The sequence below is a fragment of the Pseudomonas sp. PS02290 genome (assembly GCF_029960075.1).
GTDB lineage: Bacteria > Pseudomonadota > Gammaproteobacteria > Pseudomonadales > Pseudomonadaceae > Aquipseudomonas.
Map to the genome: position 1 here is coordinate 25,781 of NZ_JASCOY010000001.1, position 11,777 is coordinate 37,557.

Annotated in this window: 12 protein-coding genes and 3 pseudogenes; 2 read left to right on the forward strand and 13 right to left on the reverse strand. The window is 55.3% G+C overall.

What is annotated here, in order from left to right; all coding sequences use genetic code 11:
* Window positions 1-62: 62 nt before the first annotated feature.
* The 10 genes and pseudogenes from QMX88_RS00140 to QMX88_RS00185 form a co-directional block, all read right to left on the reverse strand.
* Window positions 63-707, reverse strand: coding sequence for a hypothetical protein (locus QMX88_RS00140; RefSeq protein ID WP_282365354.1), 645 nt, complete (start codon window positions 705-707; stop codon window positions 63-65).
* Window positions 708-850: 143 nt separating this feature from the next.
* Window positions 851-1,090 (reverse strand): hypothetical protein, encoded by a 240-nt coding sequence (locus QMX88_RS00145; protein WP_282365355.1) that lies wholly within the window; start codon window positions 1,088-1,090, stop codon window positions 851-853.
* 147 nt (window positions 1,091-1,237) lie between these two features.
* A complete protein-coding gene (locus QMX88_RS00150; RefSeq protein ID WP_282365356.1) occupies window positions 1,238-1,714 on the reverse strand; it encodes a GNAT family N-acetyltransferase in 477 nt (158 codons plus the stop codon).
* A gap of 623 nt (window positions 1,715-2,337) precedes the next feature.
* Complete coding sequence (locus QMX88_RS00155; protein ID WP_282365357.1) at window positions 2,338-2,946, reverse strand: hypothetical protein; 609 nt, start codon at window positions 2,944-2,946, stop codon at window positions 2,338-2,340.
* Between the two features lie 54 nt (window positions 2,947-3,000).
* Window positions 3,001-3,453 carry a site-specific integrase gene (locus QMX88_RS00160; protein WP_282365358.1) on the reverse strand — a complete coding sequence of 151 codons (453 nt, stop codon included), beginning with the start codon at window positions 3,451-3,453 and terminating at the stop codon, window positions 3,001-3,003.
* A complete protein-coding gene (locus tag QMX88_RS00165; protein ID WP_282365359.1) occupies window positions 3,443-3,658 on the reverse strand; it encodes a hypothetical protein in 216 nt (71 codons plus the stop codon). The genes QMX88_RS00160 and QMX88_RS00165 overlap by 11 nt, the downstream gene beginning before the upstream one ends.
* A gap of 588 nt (window positions 3,659-4,246) precedes the next feature.
* A pseudogene (locus tag QMX88_RS00170) lies at window positions 4,247-4,339 on the reverse strand (hypothetical protein); the annotation flags it as partial.
* Window positions 4,340-4,683: 344 nt separating this feature from the next.
* The gene (locus QMX88_RS00175; RefSeq protein ID WP_282365360.1) at window positions 4,684-5,304 is read right to left on the reverse strand and encodes an HAD family hydrolase; all 621 of its coding nucleotides are present in this window, start codon (window positions 5,302-5,304) and stop codon (window positions 4,684-4,686) included.
* A 393-nt stretch (window positions 5,305-5,697) separates the two neighbouring features.
* Entirely contained in the window at window positions 5,698-6,216 is a 519-nt protein-coding gene (locus QMX88_RS00180) for an HAD domain-containing protein (protein ID WP_282365361.1), read from the reverse strand.
* Between the two features lie 404 nt (window positions 6,217-6,620).
* Window positions 6,621-7,229: a hypothetical protein gene (locus QMX88_RS00185; protein WP_282365362.1), complete on the reverse strand. Its 609-nt coding sequence runs from the start codon at window positions 7,227-7,229 to the stop codon at window positions 6,621-6,623.
* 51 nt (window positions 7,230-7,280) lie between these two features.
* Between QMX88_RS00185 and QMX88_RS00190 the strand changes: the two genes are divergently transcribed.
* Both QMX88_RS00190 and QMX88_RS00195 read left to right on the forward strand, forming a co-directional pair.
* Window positions 7,281-7,550 (forward strand): helix-turn-helix domain-containing protein, encoded by a 270-nt coding sequence (locus QMX88_RS00190; RefSeq protein ID WP_282365363.1) that lies wholly within the window; start codon window positions 7,281-7,283, stop codon window positions 7,548-7,550.
* Between the two features lie 225 nt (window positions 7,551-7,775).
* Window positions 7,776-8,222 (forward strand): annotated as a pseudogene (locus tag QMX88_RS00195) (ATP-binding protein); the annotation flags it as partial.
* Between the two features lie 280 nt (window positions 8,223-8,502).
* On the opposite strand, the gene QMX88_RS29505 reads toward QMX88_RS00195, so the two are convergent.
* From QMX88_RS29505 to QMX88_RS00205, 3 genes and pseudogenes are all read right to left on the reverse strand, one after another.
* Complete coding sequence (locus QMX88_RS29505; protein WP_407073215.1) at window positions 8,503-9,363, reverse strand: methyl-accepting chemotaxis protein; 861 nt, start codon at window positions 9,361-9,363, stop codon at window positions 8,503-8,505.
* Window positions 9,364-9,405: 42 nt separating this feature from the next.
* Window positions 9,406-10,527: pseudogene (locus tag QMX88_RS29510) on the reverse strand (Cache 3/Cache 2 fusion domain-containing protein); the annotation flags it as partial.
* A 169-nt stretch (window positions 10,528-10,696) separates the two neighbouring features.
* Window positions 10,697-11,617, reverse strand: coding sequence for a LysR substrate-binding domain-containing protein (locus QMX88_RS00205; RefSeq protein ID WP_282365365.1), 921 nt, complete (start codon window positions 11,615-11,617; stop codon window positions 10,697-10,699).
* Window positions 11,618-11,777 lie beyond the last annotated feature (160 nt).

Consider the following 11,777-nt stretch of genomic DNA (forward strand, 5'->3'; position numbering starts at 1 on the left):
ATGTGACTGACTTCAGTTTGACGCTCGCGACGGCCAGATCTGCTTTTCCCATACCATTTGGTTTAGCTGCATGTCTTGACCTGGAGTGCCGCAGTGCATCGCGCATCGTATGTAAACTTGAGCGTGGAAATCCCGCGATTTTCTACTGTAAAGACCCCCCAATCTTCGTAGGGCGGACGCAGAACAGCCCTAAGCGCTTCAACATGCTTGGTCGCGTCAAAACCAGCCTGCGCCTCTAAATTTTTAGAAATCAACGATTCTCTCATTCGCTCCGGATTTTCAGGTTCGAGTGGAACATGCCACGGCAAGCAACTTTCACTACCGTCAAACCAGCAATAGAGTGCGGGGTGTCCTTTCAGATGGCGATAAATTAACCCACGCAGATGGGTAGCGAACACTTCAAAGTAATGTTCAAGGTCGTGAATCAGCCCTTGCTCTGCGCCATAGAAAAAATCATCGCGCGTTGCCTCCAGCGTGAAAATGAAAAATCTAGCGCGCCCCGCCTTGTCAACAAATCTGACCCCATACTCAGCGCTTTTGCGGAGCGTCCGACGCTGCCTGACAAAGAAATTTGTGGTCTGGCAACACTCATCCAGATCAGCATCGTCATCATCGAAGGAAGGTACTCCGCTGCGCGAACTCGCATAGGCGGGATTGTTCGGGTTCAACTGATTGGACCGATTGTCCTGGTCATCTTTTGCGGACATAAAGAATTCCATGTGTTCTGTTCACGGAGATCCCCTCATTTGCAGACCAAACCCGCGAGGAGGCGTGTGATGACCGATTTTTTTTCGTTGTACGTAGAGCTAGTGGTGGATCAGGTGCTTGTCGCGTCTTGGCTCGACCCCCGTTATGAGTAGCGCCCCTCGACCATCTTGACCAGCCTATGCACAACGCCGCCTACTTCCTGGGCGGCCACTCGCCAGGCCTCGCGCGCCCTGTGTTCCGCTGCGCGGGCTGCTTCGCAAGCGGGCTCGTCCTCATTTTCTTCAGCCAAGGCCAGCGCCTGCGCCGCTTGATCAAAAGCCAGGGCGGCAGCATCCATGTAGGCCAACTGGACGTTACACGAAGATGTATCAATCATCGGCATGGTAAGGATTCCTTGTGGTGCAGCCCGCACAATAATCCGGTTTAGTTGTCATTGGTCTGACCCCGCACGTTCTGATGCCCGAAAGTGCCCTTGTACTACTGACAAAGCTCGCGACTGGGCGGGCTTGTGGGTGCAGCGACCTTTCGTTCAACAGGTTAGGAGCCGGGTAAACGCCAAGGCAGGTTCACCAGAGACGCTATCTGTAGTCGGAACCGGGGAGTCTGATAGGAACTTTGTTGCCACCCTGATCGATGCCACGTTGGATATCCCCACCAAAGCCTCGACATAGAACTGTTTCGTTCCGTGTCGTAATAGGCCGTGGGTAAGTTCGTCCAAGCCCTGATGAAGGATTTCAGTGGCCCAGCCTCTACCACGGTACGCTTCGGGCACCGCGTATCCGATCTGAAAGCATGCAACTCCATCGATCTGGTCAACGCTGACGAACATAGCCAGTGCCTTGACTCGACCGTGCTCGATCCGGGCGTAGGTACATCTGACACGGCCGTTTATTTCTTCAACGAGTACCCGAACTGAACGATACTTTTCGGCAGCTTGAGTAGCCATCCCTTTACGAATCGCAGCCTGAAGGCTCTCCAGTGCTTGGAGCGGGTCAGTCATTGCCATGATTTTTCCTTAGTCGCGATACTTGAGGCCCACTGAAAGCCGACAGTTACGTGACTCAATACTCCCCTGCCTGAAAGGCCAGCACGCCCGATCCTTCATGCTGGGAGTTTGCCGGACGATCGTCAGCTTGACCTTCTGCGGAGACTCAGCCTGAGGAGGGATAGAGGGGCTGTGATTAAAGGTGACGATGTTGTGAGCGCCCGTCGGAACAAAGTTCTGATCATTGAAGCTGGTTTGCCGAGGCCCGGGGTTAGGACCCATGTCCAACGATGTTGGACTCGAGCGTATGAAAGAGCCTCTGTCCACCTCTGCGCTCAACACCTGAGCTTTGGATTCCATCGACGCGACTCCTCGGTGGGGCTCCGATCGGGTTGACCACAGCAAAGCGCTTACTCCAATAACACTGCCTATTGCTAGGCACGCGACAAGACTTTGCACGCCACGCCTATGGCCTCTTCGGGTAATTCGTTCCGGGGCATCACTAAGTTCTGCTTTCATCCATGACCTACCTGTGATCTCTTTTTGCACATCGGCAACATTCTGGAAGCGATCTTCCCGGGAACTTTCGGACGCGAAAGACGCGCCCTGGTACTGCCAACGGCCTGTGTTGTACAGCGGATTATTCATGCTTCAGTGAGCAGTTGGATTAAGAAAGGAAATTCTTTGCAGCAGACCTCATTAATTTGCTCTCGGACCCGATCATGAGTAGCAGTGTCATGGGTTGCGATTGTCAGGTAGTAATTCTGATCTTCGTACTGCGCAAAAACGATCCACTCACCGCTCAATGCCTGTCTTTTGGCAAGTCGATGTCGATTTCCACTGATGACATCGTCGACAAGAGCCGGAACATCTTCTGGAGTTAGATAACGTAATTCACAAGCGTCCTTTGCCTCCTGAATTTTTTTTTCAAAAAATGGCATGCCGCATTGGTTGAGACCTTTTTCCACATTTTTCGCGAAAGAAGCTAACCCGTCCTGCAGGTAGTGCTTATGCCAGAGGCCCTTAAGCGGTGGGTGACGGTTCTTGATCGGTGGCTTGAACTGACCCAGTTCATTTTTTTCCAGTAGCTCAATTTCATGGACTATTTTGGCGGGGTTTTGAACGCCGGAAAGGGCACCTCCCAAAAGGTTTGCAGCCAGCAACACGCTGTAGCGGCCAGGGGCGATTTGTTCTAAGCCAATCAGCGTTGCAAATTCACTCAGATTAACTTCAGGGACGTCGTCTGGAGACACATTCTCTTCCTTGTGATGGTCATGGTTGACTCCAAACAAACACTACTGATGTCGCTATGCCAGTGCAACCTCGAATGCCTGCCGAATTTTCGTTTGGTCGACGCTCAAATAAGGCTTGCTGTGATCAAGCCACGAATGGCCAAGAATGGTCTGCACCATCTCAACGTCGCCGGTTGCGGCCAGCACCTTTGCTGCCAGTGAGCGCCTGCCGCTGTGCGATGCCCCCTGTACCGGCCTGCCTGTAGAGCCTGCTGATCGTCTGTTGCAGCGCATCGTAGGCCCCCCGCCGTCCAACTGGCGGTGCTTGAACGCCAGTTCAAAGGCTTGCCCTTTGTGCGTCATGACCAGCTTTGATTCTGGGCGAAGTCCACGATACTCATCGGCGCCGGAGAAGCCCCAGCGGCGTTGTAGGCGCACGGCAAGCCACGCATCGAGCGCGGCGAGGCAGCGGGCATGGGTCAGGTACACATTGCGGGGACGGCAACCCTTGGTGATGTCAGCCCGCAAGTACACCTCGGTGTTTGATTGCACCGCTGGGAAAGAGCACGTCCGCCACCTCCAGCAAAGCCAGCTCGGTGACACAAATCGCGGTGGTGTGGGTGAGCCATAACAGCATCACATCACGCTGTGGCATGCGGCCAGTTACGGATGCAACGCGGATAAGTTGCTTAAATTGTCCGGGGCGAAGCGAAGTAGCGCGGCGGGTGGTCATGCGGCCTCTCTATCAGGATTGCACGAGAATCGTGCTCGATCTGGAGAGAGTCAGGCCGGGGCCTCCTGACAAGGGTATCAGCAGTCCCCACCTGGTGTTCACGGAAAATGCAATGCGCGCACATATGCAAGGCAAGAAGCAAGAGGGAGATCTTCACTTCCTCCTTTATGATCTCCTCGGTCCGTCGGTTGGGGAGCCGAACAAAGCGCAGTGAGGTGGATCGGCAAAGCCTACTTAACATTTCGATGAAGCTTAACTGGCATGATCCTTCAGGCGGTGGACAGCGCTCCGTGGAGTAAAATCTCACCATTTGGATGAAACTCGTCACCGAATGACTGCATGCTGGACGCTCATTGATGGCTATCAAGCACCGAAAGTATTGCCACGCTGGCAGGGATTGGCAGGGTTGTCATCTGCGTCTCGCTCAAACGAAGGCTGAATAGGTAGCCTTGCCCTTCCTAGCAGCCACTGCGTTGTAGAAATCCGAACTCAGAGGCGTCGTCAATACCTTCAGCCACTACACGATGCTGCAGACTTTTACCCATCGCAATGGATTGCGGCGGCCACTGCAGCGTTATCTACCCCGAGTTAATATGATTGGCCGATCTTCAATACGTCGAAAGGCAACTGAGTGAGATAAGCCAAGCTGGAATAACCAGTACCGGAATCGTCAAGTGCTAGGCTGAGCCCCGCAAGGTGACAAGCTTAGGTCTCTGCCATTGCGTCCCACAGCGGCCGAGCGCATCTACGATTACCTAGGGATGTCAGACCATCTGTCGTGGCACTCGGAGACAATATCGCGCTTTGCTCAGGAATACTCTACGCCGGAGTTCTACGTGCCCTTGCTTGCTGCCGGCTTTGCCTGCGGCAGTGGGAGCTACCTCCAGCGATTCTTAGAAGGGTTAGGCCGGATGAGAAGGTGGTAAAGGCGCTTTAAGGCTGACGGACCGAGCATCAGTCGCTGATTGCCAATGTAAGAAATACGTTATCAACAATAATGAGGCAGACAACCGACCAACGAGCAGTTAAAGAGCCGTTGCAGTATGTAACAGTTCGTTCACGAACGTGTACAGTGTCGTGTAGCCGCTGGACGCGTCTCTATCAAGATAAAAGCCTCGCATGCCGAACTCTGTCGGACCATCGCAGTCACATCGCTTCGAATCGCCAACCATCCATGTTTCTTGAGGTAACGCGCGTACCGACTGCACTGCGTGCGTGTAGATTACGCTGGATGGCTTGATGGCCCCGACAGCAAAACTAAAGGAGTAACCGTCTAGCGTAGGATAAAGTCTCTCGATAGCTGACGCATAAGGTTTGGCAAGATTCGAACACACCACTACGTTTATCCCAGCGGCCTGGAGAGCTGCCACTCCTTCTATTCCATCGGCGTAAGGCTGAATACTTGCCAACTCATCATGAAGATCGGCTTCAAGCTGGTCCATGAGGATAGGTTTGACCAAGATGCCAAAAAAATCGGCAGCTTCCCTCAGGTCCATTGGTGAAGACATCAGGACTTCCGCGTCAGTCGCCATTGCGAATCGGCCTTGAGCAATACCAAGTCTAAGAATTTGGCGATAGGGATGAGTGCCGTTCTTTATGCGGAGGAGCGTGCCGAAGGCGTCGAAAATAGCAGTCGTAACAGGCATAATGGACCTCGTGGAATGCGACATCGCCAGCTTACCTGAGACTACCATTCCCGCGTCTGCGTTGTACGGGACTAAGGCTAAGCGACGCTAGTCAAACTTCAAGCGACGACATCAGCCCCATGCTAGTGAGGTGGAGCACCTGCGCTGGGCAGTGGGCCTGCTCGTTCCGCCGGGCGATACAGTAAGAGAACCGTGTTGGGCATTGATGCTCAACAGACAAGAGTTCATTCGACATTACCGGCTAGTTGACCGTATTGTCATGTCCCGTTTGTCGCCCGCAAGGTGCTCACTCCAGCCCAAATAAGTAAGCTTACTTGCAATACAGGATTTCTAATAATTAGGATACCTGCACTTACTATAAGGTATAAATTTCGCTTACTAAAAGCTGCATTTTTAGTCGCCCAATGGAGGTAAAGTGAGTTTCGCCTCCGTTGCTATATTAAGCTTCGCTGTAAGCTCGGCAATTACCCCAGCCCCCGACAGCCCGGTTGCGGGATCGGTTCGGATAAGGAGCTCCTGATACTGCGCCCCCCAACCCTCCGCGTCATCATCTATGGCCAACCACTTTGAAATATTTCCGCGAACAACATATCGTATTATTTGATGATATCGAGTTGACTGGTCCCATAATATCTGGTCAGTCCATTCCTTGGCCATGGAACTATGCCATGTCGAGCCTACCACTCGGTCCTGTAGATTTTTTGAAAGGCGCTTCTTTGCACGAGAAAAACCCAAATTCCGTACCCAGCTTGTGCTGAGGACAATTCTGGCATCAGCATACTGAGCGAGCACGGACTCTAAAAGCGGCATCCACATGAAAAGCGTCCCCTCCTCCCTGAGGGAAGGCCCAGATGGCGCCATGAAGACGCTATCTGGATGTAAGACGCCGTCGAAATCCAAAAATATAATCATGCATCGCCCCAGTTTTTCTAAATTGCAGGTAATCCATTGTTCATCTGAGAGCGTATTTCACCCGAACGAGCTGCAACCATTGATAATGGCTAAAGTTTTAGAAACGCCTAAGAAAATCTTTATCTTAATCCATCACATGGCCGGATTGTCTACATATAATGCGAAACAGCTGATACTGTTTGGCGCTTCCTCACATATTCGCCGTTAGCCTACGGGCGCAGTACCCTTTTCGCCCAGACGGCGAAGCAGATTTGCTCCGCACTGCGAACCAGTAATCGCACACAGATGGCATGCTGAAGAAACTGAGAGATCCCTGCGTTCATTGAGCAATATCTAGCGTTAGAGCTTCCCAATTGCTTACCACGATTTTGTGAGGGCGATTGCGTCATAGAACCGTATGCTCATCATATCCTTATCCTACGTGTGTCGATATAGTCGCCGAACACATCAAGCGAGTAACTGGAAGAGTGGTACAGAACTTCTTTTGAATAATGCTCTAATTCCGCCTCGTTTCCTACCCCATAAATTCCGTCATTTGTAACATAAACAAAACCGTTCTCACCGGTCAGCCTATGAACTACAAAAAACATCGCATAAAGTTTCTGACACAACCAAGCCCCAGAACCATTGACGCTACTTGGGGTTGAGATTATGACTTCCCCCAGAATGGAGTTCGAGACTATCCTTACAGCAGCAGCAAGACGAGCCAAGTCATAAGGATCCGATATAAGTAAAACTTCGTCGTCAGACGCGGCCAGAAGCCCAGGCGTTGCTGTTACCTGAAAAAATGGATTTACAGTACTAAATCTTTTCCACAGCCTCGTCTCACCCAGAAGCAGCGCGCCGCTTCCCCTTTCTACTTCGTCGACCGGATCGGTAGTGAACATATTTTCTCCAAGACCAATAGATTCATCCGTGGCGGCCCATCTTTCCGCATCAAGGCATAGCTGGCATCCCGCGAACTGATTTTCTCCCAACGGAAAGAAAGCGACCTTATACGCTGCATCCAGCATAGCACTTTCAAAAGCAAAAGGGCTTTATCGTTCCTTTTGAGAGCTGCGCATATGACAACAAAAAAGGATTTCGGGGCCGCATTGAGAAACATCAGAATTCAAAAGCAGCTACCGCAGGAATCTCTCGGCCCAAGCCAGTCTTTTATCAGCTCCATCGAGAGGGGCATTCGAAGTCCAACACTTCAGAAGGTGGAGCAGCTAGCCGTGCTTCTCGAAATAAGCCCTTTAACGCTGCTAGCATTCGCTTATTTGGAGGAAGATCAGACCGTGGACGATCTCTTGATTACAGTCAGAGAGGAGCTGCGTAGCCTAGGGAAATGACCTGGCCTAGCTACTTGGTGTGACCTGTGAATGCTCGGGGCTTGTTAACATAAAGTTCATCCAGACGCCGAGTACCTCCCCGTATAGGGTGGGCATGAGCACTGCCGACCCTAAAATGGCCACGCATTGGAGTTATCAACGTGGACACTCACTGATGCCCCACCACTCCCTAGAATAGCGGGCTGTAGCCGATGTCCATAAAGTGCTTGTCAAGTGTATGGTCACGGTTATCACGGCGAACCGACCGGGCGCTGCCGCTGCTCGACTGATCAGATTCAGCGCTACCGCAACAAGCTGTCGGGCCCATTGCTTGACCGGATCGATTTGCACCTAACCGTTGCTCGGGAAACTACGTCTTTAGCTGCCACGCCTGACTGCAAGAGTGAAAGCGCCAGCGCAGCGGAGGTGGTCTCCGAAGCCCGACAGCGCCAACAACGACGTCAAGGGTGCGCCAACGCATTTCTTGACCTGCCCGCGCTGCGCCAACACTGCGCGTTACTGCCGGAAGACGAAGCCTGGCTCGAGAATGCGTGTGAACGCCTCAATCTCTCGCTACGCGCTGCCCACCGCCTGCTGAAAGTGGCTCGCACGCTGGCTGATCTGGAGAAGGTCGACGCAATCGCGCGATGCCACATCGCCGAGGCTTTGCAGTATCGGCCTTCGACGAATTGAAACCGCATACACCATGCCACGGCGGGAGATAACCCTTCGTTCAGCACCGCACTGTCGCGCAGAATGTGCAACACCTGTGGGAGTGACCGGGGTGGCGCTCCACCTTGCTCACGAAGGCGGCATCTCAACCGCTGAATATTTGGCGGATGTTCTTGCCTCTTCGCGAGCAAGCTCACTCCCACAACTCGTGTATTGCCAGATACATCTGCGGTGTTGCTTGATGAGATTGGGCTTGCTCACACCTACACTGGTTGGCTGGCGGCTCAGCAGCGCTCCAGCCTCACCGAAACCGATCCACTTCCTTCTGCAAGTCAGCCGCCACGGCATTCAGCTCTTGAGCCGTGATCGCCAGGTTGGACACGACTTCGCGTTGCTCGCTGTTCGCCAGGGCGATGCTTTGCAGGTTGGCGCTGAGCAGCGTGGCGGTGTTGCTCTGCTCTTGGGTCGCGGTGGTGATGGACGTGAATTGCTCACCGGCAGAGCGGCTTTGTTCGTCGATCTGGGCCAGCGCTGCAGCCACTTTGGCGTTGCGCGACAGGCCTTCCTGCATCAAAGCATTACCTTGCTGCATGGTGCTGATGGCATTGCTGGTCTCTTGCTGAATGCTGCTGATCATGCCGGAGATTTCATCGGTGGCCTGACGCGTACGTGATGCCAGGCTGCGGACTTCATCCGCTACCACCGCAAAACCACGGCCTTGTTCACCGGCGCGTGCGGCTTCGATCGCGGCGTTGAGGGCCAGGAGGTTGGTCTGCTCGGCGATCGAGGTGATGACGCTGACGATGCCGCCGATCTCCTGCGAGCGTTGGCCCAAGGTATCGATCACCGTCGCGGTGCTGCTCAGCGAGCCTGCAATTTGCTCCAGCGAGGCGGATGCCTCCTCCATGGACGTGCGACCGATGCGCGTCTGCTGGGCATTGCCCTGCGCCATGCGTTCGGTGGTGCCCATGTTGTCGGCGATGGTCAGGGCCGTGGCGCTGAACTCCTCCACTGCACCGGCCATGCTGGTGATTTCGCCGGATTGCTGCTCCATCCCTTCATAGGCGCCCCCCGACAAGCCAGACAGCGCGTTGGCACGGCTGCTGACTTCCAGCGCCGCTGTGCGGATATGGGACACCATGGTTTCCAGCGCCTGGCCCATCTTGTTGAAGCTGCCCGCCAACTGACCAATTTCATCGTGACTGGACACGTTCAGACGTGCGCTCAGATCACCAGCGCCCAACGCTTCTGCCTGACTGACCAACGCCGACAGCGGCCGCAGCTTGCTGCGTAACAGCCAGATCGCGGAGCCGACAGCGATCAGCATCGCCAGCAGGCTGCCGATGGCCAGTTGCGTGCCGACGCTCCAGGTGACTGCGCTGATTTCATCTTCAGGCATCGTCGCCAGAACCGTCCACGGACCGCCTGCAAACTTCTCGCCGACGGTGTAGAAATCTTCGCCGGCGTCCTGCCAGAAATGCCCAACGCTCGGCGTCTTGGCGAACTCGGCCAGCGTGGTGCTTGCCTGATCCAGGTCCTTCACGCCCGCAGGCGGCACCAGCCATTTGTTCTGTTCGTCGAGCAGCGCCAGGGAGCCAGTGGAACCGATGCGGAAGTTTTTCAGGTTGTCGAACTGCGCCTTCTGCGCGTCGGTGTAATCGAAGCCGACGAACAGCACGGCGATGACTTTGCCGCTGGCGTCACGCACCGGGCTGTACTGCGTCATGTATAAGCGATCGAACAACAGCGCGCGACCGACATATCCCTGTCCGGCGAGCAACTTGTCGTAGGCCGGGTGTTTGTGATCCAGCGAGGTGCCGATGGCGCGTGAGCCGTCCTGTTTGCTCAGCGAGGTGCTAACGCGCACGAAGTCGTCGCCGCTGCGCACAAAAACGGTCGCAACGCCGGCCGTCATGCTCTTGAAGTCGTCGACTTGCGTGAAGTCGTTGTTCAGCGGGGCGCCGTTCAGCAGCAGCGCCGGAGTCTGCACGCCCGCGACCGCAACCTGCTGATCAGCCTGCAGGCTCAGGCCGCCCGAAAAACGCTTCTCGAACAGACCGCTCAGACGCTGCGTGCTGTCGCGCAGGGTGCTGTGGAAGGTGTTCAACTGGTCGGCCAGCAACCGGGCTTCGCTGCTCATGTGCTCTTCGCGGATGACCAGGTTCGCCGAATCAAGAGAGCGCAAGGCGAACAGCGTACTGCCGCTGATGACGACGGCCAGAATAACGGCCAGGGCGATGCCGAGTTGCGAAGCAATTCGGGCGCGAGGCTGAGGCATTGGAGCTCCTTGCCGAACGACGGGACCATCCTGATTCAGGAGCACCATTCGGACGAATTCTAATAGAGGGAATCGATGAGTCGATTGAGGTGAACCGGCTCTGCAATACACCTTCGGCCGACAGACAAAAAACTTGAGTCCTACGTCGCTTCAGGACGGAATTAATTCCCTTTTTGGCTGTCCTGCGTCCGCTTTCGGTCGGGGTGCGCTTTACGACTCATTCCAGAATCGTCACGTCAGGCAATTCCATCGCCTGCACTTCGCCTTTCAAGAAGTCGCTCAGGCGCCGCAGACGCTCGCCGCCAGGGCGGGTCTTGGGCCAGACGAGGTAGTAGTTTTCGCCGCTGACCACCGCCGTGCGCCACGGCAGGCTGAGCCGGCCCTGAGCGACGTCCTCCGCCACCATCAGCAGATCGCCCATGGAAACGCCGTAACCCCTAGCCGCCGCAATCATGCCCAGCTCCAGCGTGTCGAACACCTGCCCTCCCTTGAGCGAGACCCGCTCAGACAAGTCCATGCGCTCCAGCCATCGGCGCCAGTCGCGGCGGTCGGGCGTAGGGTGCAACAGCTCGGCGCCGGCCAGTCGCTCGGCGTCCCACGGCGCGTCATCCAGCAGCGTCGGCGCGCCCACGGGAATCAGCCATTCCGGGAACAGGTACGTTGCCTCCCACTCCGGCGGGAAATGCCCATGGCTGAGCAACACTGCGCAATCGAACGGCTCCTGGGTGAAGTCGACACTGTCGATGTCCATCCAGGCGCTGGTCAGCTGGACTTCGTTGCCCACCTGCAGATGGCGGAAACGACTCAGCCGCGCCAGCAACCAACGCATGGTCAGGGTCGACGGGGCCTTCATGCGCAAGATGCCCTCCTCCGCCATCAACGCGCTGCACGCTCGCTCCAGCGCTGAAAAGCCTTCACGCACGCCCGGCAGCAATTCCCGCGCGGCTTCGGTGAGCTGCAAATTGCGACCATTGCGGCGAAACAGACGGCAGGCAAAGTGCTCTTCCAGCGTGCGGATATGCCGACTGACTGCGCTCTGGGTGATCGACAGCTCTTCAGCGGCGCGCGTGAACGAGCTGTGTCGCGCAGCGGCTTCGAACGCGCGCAGGGCATACAAAGGCGGAAGAGAGCGAGACATTGGCGGGGATTCCTCAGGCTGGACGGCGACCGAAGCCACTCTACCGCAGAAAACCCCAGGATGAGTTTTACTCATGCGAGTGATCGGATTTATCCCTTTGTGCATCTTCACTTGAATCCCCACAATGACCGGCCTGCAAACACCGCAAACCCGAGCGCAA

Bases quoted from the DNA above. Each gene is read 5' to 3' on its own strand.
- QMX88_RS00140 (WP_282365354.1), bottom strand. From the start codon at position 707: ATGTCCGCAAAAGATGACCAGGACAATCGGTCCAATCAGTTGAACCCG.
- QMX88_RS00145 (WP_282365355.1), bottom strand. From the start codon at position 1,090: ATGCCGATGATTGATACATCTTCGTGTAACGTCCAGTTGGCCTACATG.
- QMX88_RS00150 (WP_282365356.1), bottom strand. From the start codon at position 1,714: ATGGCAATGACTGACCCGCTCCAAGCACTGGAGAGCCTTCAGGCTGCG.
- QMX88_RS00165 (WP_282365359.1), bottom strand. From the start codon at position 3,658: ATGACCACCCGCCGCGCTACTTCGCTTCGCCCCGGACAATTTAAGCAA.
- QMX88_RS00175 (WP_282365360.1), bottom strand. From the start codon at position 5,304: ATGCCTGTTACGACTGCTATTTTCGACGCCTTCGGCACGCTCCTCCGC.
- QMX88_RS00180 (WP_282365361.1), bottom strand. From the start codon at position 6,216: ATGATTATATTTTTGGATTTCGACGGCGTCTTACATCCAGATAGCGTC.
- QMX88_RS00185 (WP_282365362.1), bottom strand. From the start codon at position 7,229: ATGCTGGATGCAGCGTATAAGGTCGCTTTCTTTCCGTTGGGAGAAAAT.
- QMX88_RS00190 (WP_282365363.1), top strand. From the start codon at position 7,281: ATGACAACAAAAAAGGATTTCGGGGCCGCATTGAGAAACATCAGAATT.
- QMX88_RS29505 (WP_407073215.1), bottom strand. From the start codon at position 9,363: ATGGGCCAGGCGCTGGAAACCATGGTGTCCCATATCCGCACAGCGGCG.
- QMX88_RS00205 (WP_282365365.1), bottom strand. From the start codon at position 11,617: ATGTCTCGCTCTCTTCCGCCTTTGTATGCCCTGCGCGCGTTCGAAGCC.